The organism is Flavobacterium ustbae (assembly GCF_003946915.1).
Classification (GTDB): domain Bacteria; phylum Bacteroidota; class Bacteroidia; order Flavobacteriales; family Flavobacteriaceae; genus Flavobacterium; species Flavobacterium ustbae.
Genome location: NZ_RPOC01000020.1, coordinates 55,794 through 73,790 on the forward strand (window position 1 = coordinate 55,794; position 17,997 = coordinate 73,790).

Below are 17,997 nucleotides of genomic sequence, written 5' to 3' on the forward strand. Positions count from 1 at the left end.
AAGCTACTGAGCTTTTCCTTAGAAGATTAGGGGCTCAGTACCTTAGAACCTCTTATTAAAATATAATTTTAATAAAAGAGAAGCAGCTGCAAACGATGAAATTTCATTGTTTTGCACTGCTTTTTTGTTTTCTTCTAAAAGTGAAATAATTTCGGGTTGATTGTAGAAATTTTGCTTCAATTGCTCGTTGATGGTTTCCATCATCCAGAAATGGTTTTGTTCTTTTCTTTTTTCTTCGAAAAATCCGCTTTCTTTTGTCAATTCAAAATAATCTGAAATCGTATTCCAAACTTCAGGAATTCCTTCTTTTGTCAACGAACTGCAAGTCGTTACTTTGGGCTGCCAATTCGACTTTTTTGGAGGAAATAAATGTAGCGCCCGATTAAATTCCACTTTCGCCTGATTGGCCTTTTTTATATTGTCGCCGTCTGCTTTATTAATTACGATGGCATCAGCCATTTCCATAATACCGCGTTTAATGCCTTGAAGTTCATCGCCTGCGCCAGAAATTTTTAAGAGCAGAAAGAAATCGACCATACTGTGAACCGCAGTTTCGCTTTGGCCGACACCAACGGTTTCGATAATAATAGTATCAAAACCTGCCGCTTCACAAAGAATAATTGTTTCTCGAGTTTTGCGTGCCACGCCGCCCAGAGTTTCGCCAGAAGCACTTGGCCTAATAAAAGCATTTTCATCTTTAACCAATTCTTCCATTCGCGTTTTGTCACCTAGAATGCTTCCATGCGAAAGCGAACTGCTTGGATCAACTGCCAAAACCGCGACTTTTTTTCCTAATTGCGTCAGATGTTTTCCAAAGGCTTCAATAAAAGTGCTTTTTCCAACGCCGGGAACACCCGTAATTCCAATACGAACCGATTGATTCGCACGAGATAAACAGCCTTGAACGACTTCGCTGGCTTTTTCAAAATGACCTGGATTGGTACTTTCAATTAAAGTAATGGCACGGCTCAAAGAAGTTCTGTTTCCTTCTAAAATACCATCAATTAATTCTTGAGAAGAGGGTTGCTGTCTTCGTCTGGTTTTAATTTCATTAATAGCCGAAATATTGGTAATTTCTGGTTGTGAAATCCCAGCTTTTTCATGTAAAGCACTCGATTGTTTTTTTAAATCAGACACAGCATTTTTTTCTCTTGTAAAAGTACAGAAAACAAAAACAGTTTCAAAAAGTTAGTTTGCCACGAATTACACGAATTGCCACTAATTTGTTAATCTCAAAAGGTGTAAAAAAGTTAGCCACGAATTCAGGAATTTTCTTTTTAAAATCTTTGAGATTTTTTTTTCGAATTAATTCGAATAATACTAGATAAAGTTTTTCAAAAGAAAATTCGTGAATCGCTTCGCCTGTTCGCTATCGCTCGAGTCGTGACTAAAAAAAACTTAGAACCTTAGCGTCTTAGTGCCTTAGTAGCTTAATAATTAGTAACCAGCAGTAAAACGAACTTGGTGGTGTTTTGGAGTTTCAACTTCGTCAGCAATGACAACCGCTAAATCTTCTACAGAAAGAATACTTCTTTGTTCCTCGTTGAAAACTGGATTTTCTAAACCTAAACGGTATTTTCCAGTTCTTCCAGTTTTTGTTCCTGCATGCATTTCAAAAGCAGGACTAAAGAATGCCCAATCCAAATCTTTTTCTTCTTTAATGATATTTAAATAATGTCTCGCTGCATTTGCCCCAGGAAAAATTTCTTTTGGAAAATCTGGCGTATCAACGGCTTGCAAGTCTGGAGCAACATATAAACTTCCTGCACCACCAATAGTGATAAAACGTTTTATACCCGATTTTTTGACCGCTTCCTGAATTGCTTTAGATCCAGCTAAAAAGTCATCATAGATATTTGGGTTAGTCCATCCTGGGTTATAAGCATTGATTACAGCATTGTGACCTTTTAAGATTTCTGCCAAAGCATCAACATTAAAAATATCGGCAGCAGCCCAAGTTACGTTTGCTGAGTCTTTTGGAGTTCTTGCAATAGCAGTAATTTCATGTTTTCTATCTGCTAATTCGTTTAAAATTGCTGAGCCTACAAATCCTGTAGCTCCAATAAGTGCGATTTTCATAATATATAAATTTATTTAGTAATAAAAAATGTTACAGTTTAGGTTAAAAAAATAGCCTTAAAATTGATTCGAAAAATCTTCCAATGAAATGCCTTCCAATTGTGCACTCACTTTTTGATTCATTTCGCTGTATAAATTCTCCAAATGCTGATTGATGTTTTTTCCAACTGGACAATCAGGATTCGGTTGATTTTTTGCAAAACCTAAACCAATCGTTTCAAAGGTCATTTCGAATATTTGTTTTAAAGTCAGTTCAGCAGCATTTACAGCCAATTTTGTACCGCCATTTTTTCCTTCTTTACTTTCTACAATATGATGCGCTTTTAAGTTGGCAATTTCTTTTCGAACCAAAACAGGATTCAGATTGATGCTCCCCGCAATAAACTCCGATGACAAATAATCATTTGGGAATTTATGCAGCAGAGTAAGAATGTGAATCGTTATGGCAAATTTACCTGAAATCATACTGTAATAAAATATGTTACAAATTTACATGTTTTTATAACACAAAATACTAATTTAACTATTTTTTGGTAAAAAGAGTATAGAGAAATGTAAAAAGTAACTTTTAACTGTTTGATAATTAATGATTTTTTATAGAATGTTATATGTTTAACAAAAGAAAATCAGTAGTTATGATTTCTCCAAATGCACTAATTCCTTCTCACTTTTTACTTCTCACTAAACTAGAATAGTTATTTTTGTGTTGATCTTACAATATGAACAACTTTCTTTTAATATTTTTCTTTCTTGCGCTAGGTTTAGTTTTGCAGCACGTAAAACAATTTCCTACTCATATCTATAAGACGCTCAATAAAATTGTTATTTATTTCTGTCTTCCTGCGATTACTTTATATCATATTCCGAAAATAAAATGGAGCAGTGAATTGCTGTTTCCCATAGGAGCGGGGTGGATTACTTATATCCTGGCTTTTATATTTTTTCATTTTTTAGGAAGAAGAAATGGCTGGTCCAACAAATTAATAGGATGTCTAATTCTGACAGCAGGATTAAGTAACAGTTCTTTTCTTGGTTATCCCATAATTGAAGCTTTGTTTGGAAAGAAAGGTCTTGAAACGGCTGTTTTGGTCGATCAGCCGGGAACTTTTGTTGTGGTTTCGACACTTGGAGTTTTTACAGCTGCTTTTTATTCTAAAGGAAGTCCGAATGCTTTTGGAATATTCAAAAAAATTATCTTATTTCCGCCTTTTATAATGTTCGTTTTGGCCTGCCTGATGAACATTTTTAATTATAATTTAAACGAAAATATAGAATCTTTGTTACTAAAAATTGGAAGTTTGGTAACACCATTGGCATTGCTTTCTGTTGGTTTGCAATTGACTTTTGATAGAAAAAGTCAGCATTGGAAATTTTTACGACTCGGACTTTTCTTTAAACTGATTTTAATTCCGTTTATAATTTTTGTGTTGTATGTGATTATTTTTAACCAGCATTCTGAAGTTATAAAAATCACGATAATGGAAACTGCAATGGCGCCAATGATTACAGGCGCAATTTTAGCATCTACCTACGGATTAAAACCAAAATTAAGTAGTATGATGATTGGTTTTGGTATTCCGATTTCTTTTATAACATTGGCTTTCTGGTATTTTATCTTAAGCTTTATTTAATTCTATAACTTTAAAACTGAACGCTGATAATACGGATTCGCTATCGTGAAGACGAGGATTAACGCAGATTTTTTTCTACCAAAATCAATTTAGCCGATTTCTTGAAAACTCTGCAAATCCTTAATTATATAGAGCAAGTAGAATTTTAACTTTATTTTAATTTTTAGATGTTTTCTAAATGCATTTTTTAGTTAATTTTAGAGGAACTAAAAACTATAAATTATGTCAACATTAAGATTAGGCGATATAGCTCCAGATTTTCAAGCAGAAACGACACAAGGACCAATTAATTTTCACGAATGGTTAGGAGATTCTTGGGGCGTTTTATTTTCGCATCCAGCAGATTTTACTCCGGTTTGTACAACTGAATTGGGAACTGTAGCGAACTATGTTCCAGAATTTCAAAAAAGAAATACTAAGGTTATTGCTTTGAGTGTAGACGGTTTAGACTCACACAAAGAATGGATTAAAGATATTAACGAGACTCAAAATACAGAAGTAAATTTCCCAATTATTGCAGACGAGGATAAAAAAGTAGCCAATCTTTACGATATGCTTCATCCAAATGCTAGCGACAAATTTACAGTGCGTTCTGTTTTTGTGATCGGACCAGATAAAAAAATCAAATTAACGCTAACATATCCTGCTTCTACAGGAAGAAATTTTGACGAGTTGCTTCGTGTTATTGACAGTTTACAACTAACTGCCAATTATAGTGTTGCAACTCCAGCAAACTGGAAAGATGGTGAAGATGTGGTAATTGCACCAGCAATTCCAGACAGCGATATTCCTGAAAAATTTCCAAAAGGGCACACGCCAATTAAACCTTATTTGCGTTTAACACCGCAGCCGAATAAATGATTTTGAGCTTCTAAGGTGCTGAGGTACTAAGATGCTAAGATAAAAGTTGTTAAGAATAAAAGCTTCTGAGATTCTAAGTTTAAATTAGAAAATCAGAAGCTTTTTTATTTTGATATATTAAAGCATAGCCAAGGTTTTAACCTTGGGAAACGTATTGTGATAATATATCGTGATAATTTATTGCGTACCCACGGTTGAAACCGTGGGATATGTTTGCTAGAATAAGAGCCAATTTTGCAATAAAAGAAGAAATATTTAGAAATACCAAATAGTGCCTTAGAAGCTTAGTCCCTCAGAACCTTAGAACCTTTACTTTGCCGCCAACAAAGCAGCCATTTTTTTCTTATCTCCTACAACCCACAAAATATCATTTTTTTCTAAAATCAAACTAGATTCGGGGTTTAGGATACGGTTTCCGTTTCGTTCAATTCCTACGACCATTCCATCTGTTTTTGCTCTAAATTGGCCGATACTTTTTTGAATAAATTCGTCTTGAGAAACTTCAAGCTGACGCAATACAATATCGGTTTCTTCTACTTTACCAGGCGGTTCCGTTTCATTTTGAGTTAAGAATTTTGTGAATTCTGTAATTTGGGCATCGGTTCCAATTACACAGATTTCGTCGCCTGGAAATAAACGCTCGTTTTTAGTCGGAATCGGAATCGTGACATCTCCACGTTTAATGTAAGCGATATTAATTCCTAATTGCTCTCGAATTTTTAGCTCTTGTAAAGTTTGTCCAACGAGATTAGATTCTTTTTTAATTTCGAAGAAAGACATGTGTCCGTCCCACGGCATTAAATTGGCATATCTTCTATCAATCTTTTTGTTTTCACGATCATTCAGGTTTTTCAGAAAGTGATTTTCTATTTTATGGTATTGCTCGTTCAATTTTTTAGGGAATATTTGATACGCTCCCATCGCGATAATTAACGCAACGAAAGCAACCAAAGGAGAGAAGAAAATATTCAATAGAAATCCCACAAAGAATAAACCAAGACTCATTCGTATTAAAATAAGCATTAAAAGTGCTCCACGGTATTTACGCTCTTCCCAAAGCGCTTCGACTTCATCTACTTTTACACGACGAAGTGAAAGCGCCCATAAAAATGGTGCAATTACAACTAAGGTTAGCAAAGCTGCCAAAGTATTTCCGAATCTTGTATCGGCTACCAAAGGCGCTACAAATTTAGATGACAATAATATAATGGCCGTAATAATAATAGTATGAAGTATGATTTGCGTAATAGATGAGCGAAGTACAATCTGCCAAGTGCTTACCGATTTAATGGCTTGGGCATTTACACTGTAACGATTGATGTTCTTGACCCATCTTTTAGGCATTTTTGACTCTAAAAAGAAAGCAAAACGTTCCGAATATTTAATTAAAAATGGAGTCGTAAATGTCGTAATGGCAGATACGGCAACAATAATTGGATATAAGAAATCGCTTGTCACTTTTAAAGTCATTCCGAGGGTAGCGATGATAAAAGAGAACTCCCCAATTTGTGCCAGACTCATTCCGGTTTGAACAGATTGTTTTAACGGCTGGCCAGAAATCAAGGCTCCGATAGAAGAACTGAAAGCTTTTCCGAAAATGGTCAATAATGTAATTATAGCAACAGGAAGCGCGTAGTTAACCAATGTTACAGGATTAATTAGCATTCCGACTGATACAAAGAACACAGCACCAAAAAAGTCTTTCACGGGCTGAATTAAATGTTCAATTTTTTCTGCCATAGTGGTTTCAGCAATAATAGATCCCATGATGAAGGCTCCTAAAGCTGGAGAAAAACCAACATTTGCAGCAAAAATTACCATCATTAGACATAATGCCAATGAGATAATAAGCAGCATTTCATCTGTCATTAGATGTTTTGCCTTCTTAAAAATAGTTGGGATAATAAATATTCCGCCTAAGAACCAGATGATTAGAAAGAAAATTAATTTTAAAACAGATTGCAATAATTCAGCTCCCGAAACTTGATCGCTTACCGCAATAGTCGATAGTAAAACCAGCATTAAAATGGCGACAATATCTTCGACAATCAAAGCTCCGAAAACAATTCCGACGAATTTTTTTCCTTTAACACCTAATTCATCAAAAGCCCTGATAATAATGGTAGTTGAAGAAATGGAAAGTGTCGCTCCCAAGAAAATACTATCCATTTTCCCCCAGCCCATCCACTGACCTACACAGTAACCGATTACGGTCATAAAAAAAATCTGTGTTATGGCGGTGACAGACGAAGTCCCTCCAACTTTCATTAGTTTTTTAAAGCTGAATTCGAGCCCCAAACTAAAAAGTAAAAATATAACCCCAATCTCTGCCCAAACTTCTACACTTTTCATGTCGGTTATAGATGGGAAAAAATCAAAATGGTTTCCGGCCAAAAATCCTGCAATCAGGTAGCCTAAAACCAAAGGCTGTTTCATTCTTTTAAATATTAAAACGGCAATTCCGGCAGTCATCAGGATTAATCCCAAATCACTAATTAAAGGTTGTAGGTGATGTGTAGTTTCTGCTGCGGCATTTAATGCAATCATATAAAAATGTGGTATTTTTTTTAAGGAGCACATTCAGCTTTTCATTTACATGAAATTTACTGCACTTTTTTATTGTAAGTGGTTTGTTTATACTGGTTTGGCTCCGAATTAAATAAAAAAAGCTATCCCGATAAAGATAGCTTTTTTTGGTAAAATATTTGGTATTTTTCTTAAATTCCTGTGTAATTACTAGGAGTTATAGCTAATAATTCTGCTCTAACCGCATCTGAAACTTCTAAAGTTGCAATGAAATTATGAATCGCGTTTTTGTCGATTGCTTCATTGGTTCTTGTTAAGCCTTTTAAAGCTTCGTATGGATTTGGATATGCTTCACGACGTAGAATAGTCTGGATAGCTTCTGCTACAACTGCCCAGTTTTTCTCTAAATCTTCTGCAAATTTATTTTCGTTTAAAAGCAATTTGTTCAAACCTTTTAGAGTTGCTTCAAAAGCAATAACAGTATGTCCAAACGGAACTCCAACGTTACGTAAAACAGTGCTATCTGTTAAATCACGCTGTAATCTTGAAATTGGTAATTTTGCTGATAAATGCTCAAAAATAGCATTTGCAATTCCTAAGTTTCCTTCAGAATTTTCAAAATCAATTGGGTTTACTTTATGTGGCATTGCAGATGAACCAATTTCTCCAGCTTTAATTTTTTGTTTAAAATAATCCATTGAAACATACGTCCAAATATCACGATCTAGATCGATAATAATGGTGTTGATTCTTTTTAAAGCATCAAAGAAAGCTGCAAAATGATCGTAATGTTCAATTTGTGTTGTTGGGAATGAATGTTTTAAACCAAGGTCGGTTTCAACAAATTTATTTCCGAATTGTTTCCAGTCAATTTGTGGATACGCTACGTGGTGTGCATTGAAGTTTCCTGTTGCTCCTCCAAATTTTGCCGCAAACGGAATGTTGAACAACAAACGCATTTGCTCTTCTAAACGCTCAACAAATACCAAAATTTCTTTTCCTAGACGAGTAGGAGAAGCTGGCTGTCCGTGTGTACGCGCCAACATTGGAATGTCTTTCCATTCCACACTTAATTCTTTTAATTTGGCAATTACCGCAATTAAAGTCGGCATATAAACTTGCTCAAACGCTTCTTTTGTAGAAAGCGGAATGGCAGTATTATTAATATCTTGAGATGTTAATCCGAAGTGAATGAACTCTTTGTATTGAGATAAACCTAATTTTTCAAAAGCATCTTTAATAAAGTATTCAACCGCTTTTACGTCGTGATTGGTTACTTTTTCTGTTTCTTTAATCCAAAGTGCATCTTCAGTTGAAAAGTTTGTGTAGATATTTCTCAAGCTTTCAAATAAGCTAGAGTCAATCCCTTGCAGTTGAGGCAATGGAATTTGGCATAAAGCAATGAAGTATTCCACTTCAACTAAAACGCGGTATTTTATTAAAGCTTCTTCAGAGAAAAAAGGTGCTAAATTTTGAGTTTTATTTCTATATCTTCCGTCAATTGGCGATATAGCATTCAATTCGTTTAGAGTAGTCATTGTTATGTTGTTTTTTCGAAAGGTGCAAATATAAACAGAATTTACGGATTTAAAGTAATCACAAAGTCAATTGAAAGCATTTTAAAATGGAAAAGATTGGCAAAACACAAATTTCACGAATTAGCACAGATTTTTCTATTATCTTAAATTATTCGACCAATATAATCTTCGTGCTAAATTTGTGTTTAATTTTTATGTCTTTAAAATGAATTTAATCTTGTTCTTAAATCTGCAACTCCTTCAGAAGCAAATTTTGCGATCGTTTCAACTTTATTTCTAAGATTCGGAATTGCAATAGGTTTTGGATCAATATAAAAAACGGGAGTTGTATTTGGAGTGTAAGCAATTAATCCAGCTGCAGGATAAACTTGCAGTGAAGTCCCGATTACGGCAAAATAATCTGCTGTTTCAGTAATGTCGATCGCTTCTTCGAGTGCAGGAACTTCTTCGCCAAACCAAACAATATGCGGACGCAATTGATGGCCGTTGGCATCTAAATCTCCCGTAACCAAATCTTCTGTCCAATCTAAAATCAAGTTTTTATGCTGCGTGCTTCTTACTTTTAGCAATTCGCCGTGCAAATGCAAAACTTTTGTACTTCCAGCGCGTTCGTGCAAATCATCAACGTTTTGTGTAATAATGTGTACGTCGAAATCTTTTTCCAATTCAGCCAAAATAATATGACCCAGATTCGGATTTACTTCTTTTAATTGCTGGCGCCTTTTGTTGTAAAAATCCAACACCAATTCCTGATTTTTATGCCAGCCTTCTGGAGTTGCAACTTCCATTACATCATGACCTTCCCATAAACCATCGCTGTCACGAAAAGTTTTTATTCCGCTCTCAGCGCTAATTCCGGCTCCGGTTAAAACAACAAGTTTCTTTTTCATTCTTCGTTTTATTAAAAGATAAAAATAGTGATTTCTTGGTTCGAATGTTCCGAAAAAAGCAAGGATTACCTACTCTGTCAAAAGAAAATAATGGGTATTTATACTCTTTCTCTCTCTTTTTTAATTGGTTAGTTTTAAGGCTGGGTTTTTATAAGTGATTCTAAATGATTTTAATTCAATTTACAGGACTATCTGGTTCAGGAAAAACGACTTTGGCAGAAAATGTGAGGCATCTTTTGCTTCAAAATAATTATGAAGCTGAAGTCGTAGATGGCGATGTTTACCGTCAGACAATTTGTAAAGATTTAGGATTTTCTAAAGAAGACCGCTGCGAAAATGTAAGACGTCTTTTTAGCGTTGGCCGAGCTTTGATTGGGGAAAAGAAAATTGTCTTGATGTCGGTTATCAATCCGTATGAAAATCTTAGAAACGAATTAAGGTCTTTTGACTTTGTAAAAACGGTATTTCTGGATTGTACGATTCAGAATTTGATTGAAAGAGATCCAAAAGGATTGTACAAAAGAGCATTATTGCCAGATGATGATCAAAATAAAATTAGAAAATTTACAGGAATTAGCGATGTTTTTGAAATTCCAAACAAAGCAGATTTAGTATTAAAAACAGATTCAGAAACAGTTTCGGTTTCTGCCCATAAACTGTACAACTTTATAATTAGCAATTTAAATTCTTAGGCTTATGAATCCTTCTTCCTGCCAACTTCCAATTTCTTTTTCGATAGAAAAATTGCAGAACGATTTAGTGACTTGCGAAACCAATTTATGGACTCCGCATTTTAATACCAATCGATATGAAGGAAAATGGACAAGTGTTTCTTTGCGATCGCAATCGGGTTTAGAAAATGATATTTTATCTTTTCCAGATAAAGAATATAAAAATACACCTTTGCTTGACAGCTGCCCTTATTTTAAAGAAATAATGGATTGGTTTAGATGCGAAAAAGAAGCGGTACGATTATTAAGACTCGGACCTGATAGCGAGATTAAAGAACATGTTGATAATGATACTTCGTATGAAGATGGTTTTTTTAGGATTCACGTTCCTATAATTACCAATTCTGAAGTCTATTTTTATGTAGATCACAAACGGGTTCCGATGAAAATGGGAGAGTGTTGGTATGCTAATTTTCAATTACCGCATAGCGTACAGAATAAAAGTTTGGAACCTAGAATTCACTTAACCCTAGATTGTATAAGAAATGAATGGTCTGATGAATTGTTTTCTAAAATGGGTTTTGATGTAAATTATGTGCCAAAGAATGAATATTCAAATGAGGTGAAAAAACAGATAATTGCAGAGCTTTCTAGAAATCCGTCAGAAATTAGTGCTCGCCTTATTGCGGAACTTCAATCACAAATGAATGCATAAAATGGAAAATATAAAAGATCTTATTGCAAACTGGATTCCGATTAAATTGGTTAAAAAAGATGATGAAGTTTATTTTGAATGGATGTATTTCTCAGACATTCCTTTTGCAGAACCTTTTTTTGAAGAAACTATTGTCAAATGTAAAAGCCATAGTTATAATTTAAAGCGTTTTAAATTTACAAGCACAGTAGAAAATTTAATTAATTGGTCTAAAGAACTCAATTTTGTCGAATTAAAAGGATTGGTTTTTCATGTTTCAAGATGCGGATCTACGATGTTGAGTCAGTCTCTAGCAACTTCATCTGAAAATATTATGGTTTCTGAAGCTCCTATTATTGATCAAATTTTGAGAAGTGATGCTTTTGACGAAAATATGAAAACAGATTTGCTAAAATCGGTTTTGAGATTATTAGGGCAAAAGAGGTTTCCAGAACAGAAGCATTTAATTATAAAATTGGATGCGTGGAGTATTTTTAAAGCGTCTTATTTAAGATCGGTTTTTCCAGAAATTCCTTTTGCATTATTGTTTCGAAATCCCGGAGAAGTTTTAAGATCACACCAAAAGATGGCAGGGATGCACATGGTTCCTAATTTAATTCCGTCGAGTGTTTTCGGAATTACTTCTGAAGAAATAGAACAAGTAAGTTTGCAACAGTATCAAGCTTTGGTTCTGGAAAAATATTTTCAAAGTTTTCTAGATTATTATGAAACAGATGAGAATGTGATTATGTTGAATTATAATGAGGGAATGAAAAAAGTAATAGAGCATTTCGTTTCTTTTTCAAACCTGAAATATTATCCCGATGTACTCAATAAAATGTTTGAGCGTTTACAGAAACATTCTAAAAATGAAAACAATGTTTTTATCGGAGATTCATACGAAAATGATACCTTGATTATTGATTTAACAAAAGCTAATTTGCTTCATCAGAAATTAAATAAAAAGGTTAGTGAACAGTTGGCGCGTTGAAAATAAGTTAAATCCTTCTTTCTGTTTTATTAATAATGTACTTTTGCGCCAAATTGAAATAAAGTGTCTTCAGAATTAAAAGTAAAAATTAAAAGAAGTCTTTTAGATAATTATAAGCGTGATCTTCATCTTCATTCAGATTTTATCAGATTTGAAGATAAAGATTTAGCTAATAATGGTTTTACGCTTTTTAAAGTAAACGAAATAAAAGAGTTTCGTTATGGGATAACTTACTATCAGTACAAATTTGTATTTGGAAGAGAGTATCAATTATATGTCAGAAATTTCAATAATGAAATATTGAAAATTAATTTCAATACTTATTTAGGTATAAAAAAACATGAATGTCATGAGATCTATGTTAATATATTAAATGCTCTATGGAATCTATATTTTGAAGAGAAAACACTTTCATTTATTGAGAAATTTAAAAGAGGTGAATCTTTTTTTATTGGGGATGTGCATATTAATTCAGAAGGAGTTATTCTTGAAATTTCGAAACTTTTAAAGCAAGAAAAAAAGCTTATTCCCTGGAATGATGTAGCTATTAAAAAATACAATACTTACGTGTCTGTTTATTCCAAAGAAAATTCTTTAAATTTTAATCGTGGTTATTCCTATAAAAATGATTGGAATACATTTGTATTATATAGCGTTATTAATAATATAATAGAAAACAAAAATACCAGTAATGATTGATTTAAATTACCTCGCATTCTTAGAAAACATATTGACAGAAAATCGAAAAGAAAGATTTTTAGAAGTATTGACGAATCGTACTAAACATTTTACAGTGGCTGTTGAAGATGTTTTTCAAATGCATAACACAAGTGCTGTAATGAGAAGCTGTGAAGTTTTTGGAATTCAGGAATTGAATGTAATTGAGCAGCGTTTTGGAAAAAGAATCGATAAAGAAATTGCTTTAGGTGCTCAAAAATGGGTAGATATTAATAGATTTGATTCGGTTTCTGGCTGTCTTTCCGATTTAAGAAATAAAGGTTACCAAATTATTGCAACAACTCCACATGAAAAAGATTGCATGTTGGAAGATTTTGATATTACAAAACCAAGTGCTTTATTTTTTGGAACAGAAAAAGAAGGTTTGTCACAAGAAATTATGGACAATGCCGATGGTTTCTTAAAAATTCCAATGGTTGGTTTTACAGAAAGTTTAAATATTTCGGTTTCTGCAGCAATTGTTATTCAAAACATAACAAACAGACTGAGAAGATCAGATATTAATTGGCATCTTTCTGATGAAGAAATTTTAGAAAAGCGATTGCTTTGGGCTAAAAACTCTATTAAAGATATTAAAAGAATCGAAGCGCGTTATTATGAAGATAATCCTAGATAAATATTAGCCACGAATTCACGAATTTTTTCTGTAGAGAAATGAGAAAAAAAATTCGTGAATTCGTGGCAAAAAAAAACTATAAAAAAATCCCCGGCTACAATAGTAATCGGGGATTTTGTATTTATTAAGAGTTTATTATTTCACTAAAACCCATTCACCAGAAGCGATTAAGCTTTCTGCTTTTTTAAACTTCATTTCTTCCGTTTTACCAGTTGCAACTTCTTGAACTGTAACAGTATCATTTCTGTTGATTTTTGGCATATCTCTAACGATAGTTTCTGTAACCTGACGTTCTTGTGTTTGTCCAGCTTCACGGTTAATGCTTTCGCTGTTTGGAATTTCGTCTTTACTTAATTGTAAGTTTTCTTTTTGACGAACTTCACTTGCTTCGTGAATTTCTGGAACGTTTTGAGCAGGTAAATCACCTTTGAATAAGAATGAAATAACTTCTTTGTTAACGTTGTCCAACATCGATCTAAACAAGTTGAAAGCCTCTAATTTGTAAATAAGCAATGGATCTTTTTGTTCGTGAACAGCCAATTGAACAGATTGTTTCAATTCGTCCATTTTGCGTAAATGTTTTTTCCAAGCTTCATCAACAATAGAAAGTGTGATGTTTTTCTCAAAATCAGCAATCAATTGAGCACCTTCACTTTCGTACGCTTTTTTCAAGTCAGTAACCACATTCAACGTTTTGATTCCGTCTGTAAATGGAACTACAATTCTTTCGAAATGATTGTTTGGCTCTTCAAAAACTCCTTTAATAATTGGGAAAGCTTCTCTTGCGCTTCTTTCTGTTTTTTCAGTGTAGAAAGCTAAAGCTTCTTTGTATACTTTTCCAGTAACTTCGATATCATTTAATTTGGCAAAATCTGCCTCAGAAATTGGAGAAGTGATTCCGAAATAACGAATTAAATCAAATTCAAATCCTTTGAAATCATTTGCTACTTTATTATTGCTTACAATTAATTCGCAAGTATCATAAAGCATATTCGCGATATCCAGTTTCAAACGCTCACCAAACAATGCATGACGACGACGTTTGTAAACTACTTCACGCTGAGAGTTCATAACATCATCATATTCTAATAAACGTTTACGAACACCAAAGTTATTTTCTTCTACTTTTTTCTGAGCACGTTCGATAGATTTAGTCATCATAGAATGCTGAATAACTTCACCTTCTTTAAGTCCCATTCTGTCCATTACTTTCGCAACTCTTTCAGAACCGAATAAACGCATTAAATTGTCTTCAAGAGAAACATAGAATTGAGAACTTCCTGGATCTCCCTGACGACCAGAACGACCACGCAACTGTCTGTCTACACGACGAGAATCATGACGCTCTGTACCAACGATTGCTAAACCTCCCGCAGCTTTTACTTCTGGAGACAATTTAATATCGGTACCACGACCGGCCATGTTTGTTGCAATAGTTACAACTCCAGCTTTACCAGCTTCTTCAACGATTTGCGCCTCTTGCTTGTGCATTTTAGCATTCAATACGTTGTGTGTAATTCCTCTCATTTTAAGCATACGGCTTAATAATTCTGAAATCTCTACAGAAGTTGTTCCGATCAATACAGGTCTTCCAGCATGAGATAATTCAGTAACGTCTTCAATAACCGCGTTGAATTTCTCACGTGTTGTTTTATAGATATAGTCTTCTTTATCAATTCTTGCAATTCCACGGTTTGTTGGAATTTCAACAACGTCCAATTTATAAATTTGCCATAACTCGCCTGCTTCTGTAACGGCTGTACCAGTCATACCAGCCAGTTTGTTGTACATTCTGAAATAATTCTGTAATGTAACTGTAGCAAATGTTTGTGTAGCAGCTTCGATTTTTACGTTTTCTTTTGCTTCGATCGCTTGGTGAAGACCGTCAGAATAACGACGTCCGTCCATGATACGACCAGTTTGTTCATCGACAATCATAATTTTGTTGTCCATGATAACATACTCTACATCTTTTTCGAATAAAGCGTATGCTTTTAAAAGCTGAGTAAGAGTGTGGATACGCTCGCTTTTTACACCAAAATCTTGGAATAATCTTTCTTTAGCTTCAGCTTCAGCGTCTTTGTCAAGTTTTTGTTTTTCAATTGCTGCGATTTCTGTTCCAATATCTGGTAGCACGAAGAAATCTGAATCTGTATCTCCAGAAAGGTATTTAATACCATTATCGGTTAATTCAACCTGATTGTTTTTCTCTTCAATCACAAAATACAAAGCTTCATCGACTTTGTGCATTTCACGATTGTTGTCTTGCATGTATTGATTTTCAGTTTTTTGAAGCAATTGTTTAATTCCTTCTTCACTTAAAAATTTAATTAATGCTTTATTTTTAGGTAAACTTCTGTAAGCTCTTAATAATAAGAAACCTCCATCTTTAGTATTTCCTTCTTTGATTAATTTTTTAGCTTCAGCTAAGAAACCATTCGCTAATTGACGCTGTTGTGCAACTAAGTTTTCGATTTTTGGTTTCAATTCGTTGAATTCGTGACGATCTCCTTGTGGAACCGGTCCAGAAATAATAAGAGGAGTTCTTGCATCGTCAATCAATACCGAGTCAACCTCGTCGACAATCGCAAAATTGTGTTTTCTCTGTACTAAATCGCTTGGCGAATGTGCCATGTTATCTCTTAAGTAGTCAAAACCAAATTCGTTGTTGGTTCCGTAAGTGATATCGGCGTCGTATGCTTTTTTTCTTTGTTCTGTACTTGGTTGATGGTTATCGATACAATCAACAGATAAACCGTGGAACTCGAATAAAGGCGCTTTCCATGTGCTATCACGTTTTGCCAAGTAGTCATTCACTGTTACTAAGTGAACTCCATTTCCTGTCAAGGCATTTAAGTAAAGTGGAAGTGTTGCAACCAAAGTTTTACCTTCACCCGTTTGCATTTCGGCAACTTTACCTTCGTGCAATACCATACCACCAATTAACTGAACATCATAATGAATCATGTCCCAAGTGATATCTTTTCCGGCAGCATTCCATTTGTTAGCCCAGATTGCTTTGTCGCCTTCAATAGTAATATATGATTTTGCAACCGAGAATTCGCGGTCTTTTGCAGTTGCAGTAACTTCAATATGAGAGTTTTCTTTAAAACGGCGAGCTGTTTCTTTTACTACAGAAAAAGCTTCTGGAAGAATTTCCAATAAAGTTTTTTCAGAGATTTCATAAGCCTCTTTTTCAAGAGCATCTATAGCATCATAAATGTCTTCTCTTTTATCGATGTCTTCGATGTTTTCTACTTCCGCTTTAAGCGAAGCAATTTTAGCATCTTTATCAGCTCTAGCTTCTTTGATTCTATCTTTAAAATAAACGGTTCTTCCTCTTAATTCGTCGTTTGATAGACTCATTAAAGGAGCTTCGAATGTTTTAATTTTGTTTAAGTAAGGTTGTAAAGCTTTGACATCTTTCTGGGACTTATCGCCGACAAAGACTTTAATAATACTGTTTATGAAACTCATGATTTATCGTATTTCTTTTATTATATAATATATTTGAACCAAAAAAAAAGCCTCTATGATGAGAGACTTTTTCATTTGGTTTATTTTTTAATATTCATCCTCATTCCAAAGATAATCTTCGTCTGTTGGATAATCAGGCCAAATTTCTTCCATTGATTCATATATCTCGCCTTCATCTTCGATAGACTGAAGGTTTTCTACAACTTCTAATGGAGCACCAGCTCTAATAGCGTAGTCTATAAGTTCATCTTTGTTAGCAGGCCATGGCGCATCACTTAAATAAGATGCTAATTCTAATGTCCAATACATCTGTTATCTGTTTAGTTTGTGCAAAAATAAATTTTTTACTGAAAAAGACAAGTAAATTTTGATTTATTTTAATAAAAATTAAGAACGTCACTTGTAAAATTCCAAAAATCAAATTCCAAATTCCAAAAACAGCCCGTAAAACTTCGATTTTTGTTGGAATTTGGGATTTAGAAAAATTGAAATTTGCAGAAATTTATTTTCTGGGAATCCATTTCACTTCCTCGGCTTTTAAGTCTGAGGACAACTTTCGTGCCAAGACAAAAAGGTAGTCAGAAAGTCGGTTTAAGTACGTTATTGCAATTTCTGGAACGTGTTCATTATGACTTAAATGTACGGCTAAGCGCTCTGCTCTGCGACAAATACATCGCGCAATATGACAATGTGACACAGTTGGATGCCCACCTGGTAAGACAAAATGAGTCATTTGCGGAAGGCTTTCGTCCATTTTATCTATTTCATTTTCGAGCAATTCGATATCTGAATCAATTATTCCAAGATTTTCCAAACGAAGTTTTCCGTTTTTTAAAACTTCTTTTTCCTGTGGGGTTGCCAAAATGGCACCAACTGTAAAAAGACGATCCTGAATTTCTATTAAAATGGTTTTATATTGTGAATCTATTTCCTGATCGCGAATTAATCCTATATAAGAGTTTAGTTCATCAACAGTCCCGTAACTGTCAATTCTAATATGATCTTTTGGAACACGGGTGCCACCAAAAAGAGCTGTGGTTCCTTTGTCGCCTGTTTTGGTATATACTTTCATTTTTTTTTTAGCTTCTAAAGTTTTTTTTTAAGGGACTAAGGTTCTAAGGAGCAAAGAGACAAAGTTTTTTTCTAAAAATTAATTCAAAGAATTAATTTTTAGAAATCTAAAATCTAAAATCTAAAATCTAAAATCTAAAATCTAAAATCTAAAATCTAAAATCTAAAATCTAAAATCTAAAATCTAAAATCTAAAATCTAAAATCTAAAATCT

Annotated in this window: 16 protein-coding genes; 7 read left to right on the forward strand and 9 right to left on the reverse strand. The window is 33.8% G+C overall.

Annotation, left to right across the window (positions count from 1 at the left end; all coding sequences use genetic code 11):
* Positions 1 to 42: 42 nt before the first annotated feature.
* The 3 genes from meaB to EG814_RS18595 form a co-directional block, all read right to left on the reverse strand.
* Entirely contained in the window at positions 43 to 1,137 is a 1,095-nt protein-coding gene (gene meaB / locus EG814_RS18585; RefSeq protein ID WP_125723382.1) for a methylmalonyl Co-A mutase-associated GTPase MeaB, read from the reverse strand.
* 300 nt (positions 1,138 to 1,437) lie between these two features.
* Positions 1,438 to 2,079, reverse strand: coding sequence for an NAD(P)-dependent oxidoreductase (locus EG814_RS18590; RefSeq protein ID WP_125723383.1), 642 nt, complete (start codon positions 2,077 to 2,079; stop codon positions 1,438 to 1,440).
* A 57-nt stretch (positions 2,080 to 2,136) separates the two neighbouring features.
* Positions 2,137 to 2,544, reverse strand: coding sequence for an RrF2 family transcriptional regulator (locus EG814_RS18595; protein ID WP_113679775.1), 408 nt, complete (start codon positions 2,542 to 2,544; stop codon positions 2,137 to 2,139).
* A gap of 254 nt (positions 2,545 to 2,798) precedes the next feature.
* Between EG814_RS18595 and EG814_RS18600 the strand changes: the two genes are divergently transcribed.
* Positions 2,799 to 3,710: an AEC family transporter gene (locus tag EG814_RS18600; protein WP_125723384.1), complete on the forward strand. Its 912-nt coding sequence runs from the start codon at positions 2,799 to 2,801 to the stop codon at positions 3,708 to 3,710.
* A 222-nt stretch (positions 3,711 to 3,932) separates the two neighbouring features.
* Positions 3,933 to 4,571 (forward strand): peroxiredoxin, encoded by a 639-nt coding sequence (locus tag EG814_RS18605; RefSeq protein ID WP_125723385.1) that lies wholly within the window; start codon positions 3,933 to 3,935, stop codon positions 4,569 to 4,571.
* 309 nt (positions 4,572 to 4,880) lie between these two features.
* Here EG814_RS18605 and EG814_RS18610 read toward each other — a convergent pair whose 3' ends face one another.
* The 3 genes from EG814_RS18610 to EG814_RS18620 form a co-directional block, all read right to left on the reverse strand.
* Positions 4,881 to 7,118, reverse strand: coding sequence for a cation:proton antiporter domain-containing protein (locus EG814_RS18610; RefSeq protein WP_125723386.1), 2,238 nt, complete (start codon positions 7,116 to 7,118; stop codon positions 4,881 to 4,883).
* A gap of 170 nt (positions 7,119 to 7,288) precedes the next feature.
* A complete protein-coding gene (purB, locus tag EG814_RS18615; protein ID WP_125723387.1) occupies positions 7,289 to 8,635 on the reverse strand; it encodes an adenylosuccinate lyase in 1,347 nt (448 codons plus the stop codon).
* A gap of 200 nt (positions 8,636 to 8,835) precedes the next feature.
* On the reverse strand, positions 8,836 to 9,525 hold the full coding sequence (locus EG814_RS18620; RefSeq protein WP_125723388.1) for an SIR2 family NAD-dependent protein deacylase: 690 nt from the start codon (positions 9,523 to 9,525) through the stop codon (positions 8,836 to 8,838).
* A 164-nt stretch (positions 9,526 to 9,689) separates the two neighbouring features.
* On the opposite strand from EG814_RS18620, the gene cysC reads away from it, so the two are divergent.
* The 5 genes from cysC (at position 9,690) to EG814_RS18645 (ending at position 13,235) form a co-directional block, all read left to right on the forward strand.
* Positions 9,690 to 10,217, forward strand: a complete 528-nt coding sequence (gene cysC / locus EG814_RS18625; protein WP_125723389.1) for an adenylyl-sulfate kinase — start codon at positions 9,690 to 9,692, stop codon at positions 10,215 to 10,217.
* Between the two features lie 4 nt (positions 10,218 to 10,221).
* A complete protein-coding gene (locus EG814_RS18630) occupies positions 10,222 to 10,911 on the forward strand; it encodes an aspartyl/asparaginyl beta-hydroxylase domain-containing protein (protein WP_125723390.1) in 690 nt (229 codons plus the stop codon).
* Position 10,912: 1 nt separating this feature from the next.
* Positions 10,913 to 11,881: a sulfotransferase family protein gene (locus EG814_RS18635; RefSeq protein WP_125723391.1), complete on the forward strand. Its 969-nt coding sequence runs from the start codon at positions 10,913 to 10,915 to the stop codon at positions 11,879 to 11,881.
* A 63-nt stretch (positions 11,882 to 11,944) separates the two neighbouring features.
* Positions 11,945 to 12,580: a hypothetical protein gene (locus EG814_RS18640; protein WP_125723392.1), complete on the forward strand. Its 636-nt coding sequence runs from the start codon at positions 11,945 to 11,947 to the stop codon at positions 12,578 to 12,580.
* Positions 12,573 to 13,235: a TrmH family RNA methyltransferase gene (locus EG814_RS18645; protein ID WP_125723393.1), complete on the forward strand. Its 663-nt coding sequence runs from the start codon at positions 12,573 to 12,575 to the stop codon at positions 13,233 to 13,235. Before EG814_RS18640 ends, EG814_RS18645 begins: the two co-directional genes overlap by 8 nt.
* A 135-nt stretch (positions 13,236 to 13,370) precedes the next feature.
* Here the strand turns inward: EG814_RS18645 and secA are convergent, their stop codons facing one another.
* From secA to EG814_RS18660, 3 genes are all read right to left on the reverse strand, one after another.
* The gene (secA, locus tag EG814_RS18650; protein ID WP_125723394.1) at positions 13,371 to 16,712 is read right to left on the reverse strand and encodes a preprotein translocase subunit SecA; all 3,342 of its coding nucleotides are present in this window, start codon (positions 16,710 to 16,712) and stop codon (positions 13,371 to 13,373) included.
* An 87-nt stretch (positions 16,713 to 16,799) separates the two neighbouring features.
* Positions 16,800 to 17,021 carry a DUF2795 domain-containing protein gene (locus EG814_RS18655; protein WP_007138072.1) on the reverse strand — a complete coding sequence of 74 codons (222 nt, stop codon included), beginning with the start codon at positions 17,019 to 17,021 and terminating at the stop codon, positions 16,800 to 16,802.
* Positions 17,022 to 17,214: 193 nt separating this feature from the next.
* The gene (locus EG814_RS18660) at positions 17,215 to 17,784 is read right to left on the reverse strand and encodes a cob(I)yrinic acid a,c-diamide adenosyltransferase (RefSeq protein WP_125723395.1); all 570 of its coding nucleotides are present in this window, start codon (positions 17,782 to 17,784) and stop codon (positions 17,215 to 17,217) included.
* Positions 17,785 to 17,997: the final 213 nt, after the last annotated feature.

Bases quoted from the DNA above. Each gene is read 5' to 3' on its own strand.
- EG814_RS18595 (WP_113679775.1), bottom strand. From the start codon at position 2,544: ATGATTTCAGGTAAATTTGCCATAACGATTCACATTCTTACTCTGCTG.
- EG814_RS18635 (WP_125723391.1), top strand. From the start codon at position 10,913: ATGGAAAATATAAAAGATCTTATTGCAAACTGGATTCCGATTAAATTG.
- EG814_RS18630 (WP_125723390.1), top strand. From the start codon at position 10,222: ATGAATCCTTCTTCCTGCCAACTTCCAATTTCTTTTTCGATAGAAAAA.
- EG814_RS18610 (WP_125723386.1), bottom strand. From the start codon at position 7,118: ATGATTGCATTAAATGCCGCAGCAGAAACTACACATCACCTACAACCT.
- EG814_RS18620 (WP_125723388.1), bottom strand. From the start codon at position 9,525: ATGAAAAAGAAACTTGTTGTTTTAACCGGAGCCGGAATTAGCGCTGAG.
- EG814_RS18645 (WP_125723393.1), top strand. From the start codon at position 12,573: ATGATTGATTTAAATTACCTCGCATTCTTAGAAAACATATTGACAGAA.
- EG814_RS18605 (WP_125723385.1), top strand. From the start codon at position 3,933: ATGTCAACATTAAGATTAGGCGATATAGCTCCAGATTTTCAAGCAGAA.
- secA (WP_125723394.1), bottom strand. From the start codon at position 16,712: ATGAGTTTCATAAACAGTATTATTAAAGTCTTTGTCGGCGATAAGTCC.
- cysC (WP_125723389.1), top strand. From the start codon at position 9,690: ATGATTTTAATTCAATTTACAGGACTATCTGGTTCAGGAAAAACGACT.
- EG814_RS18655 (WP_007138072.1), bottom strand. From the start codon at position 17,021: ATGTATTGGACATTAGAATTAGCATCTTATTTAAGTGATGCGCCATGG.
- purB (WP_125723387.1), bottom strand. From the start codon at position 8,635: ATGACTACTCTAAACGAATTGAATGCTATATCGCCAATTGACGGAAGA.
- EG814_RS18590 (WP_125723383.1), bottom strand. From the start codon at position 2,079: ATGAAAATCGCACTTATTGGAGCTACAGGATTTGTAGGCTCAGCAATT.
- EG814_RS18600 (WP_125723384.1), top strand. From the start codon at position 2,799: ATGAACAACTTTCTTTTAATATTTTTCTTTCTTGCGCTAGGTTTAGTT.
- EG814_RS18660 (WP_125723395.1), bottom strand. From the start codon at position 17,784: ATGAAAGTATATACCAAAACAGGCGACAAAGGAACCACAGCTCTTTTT.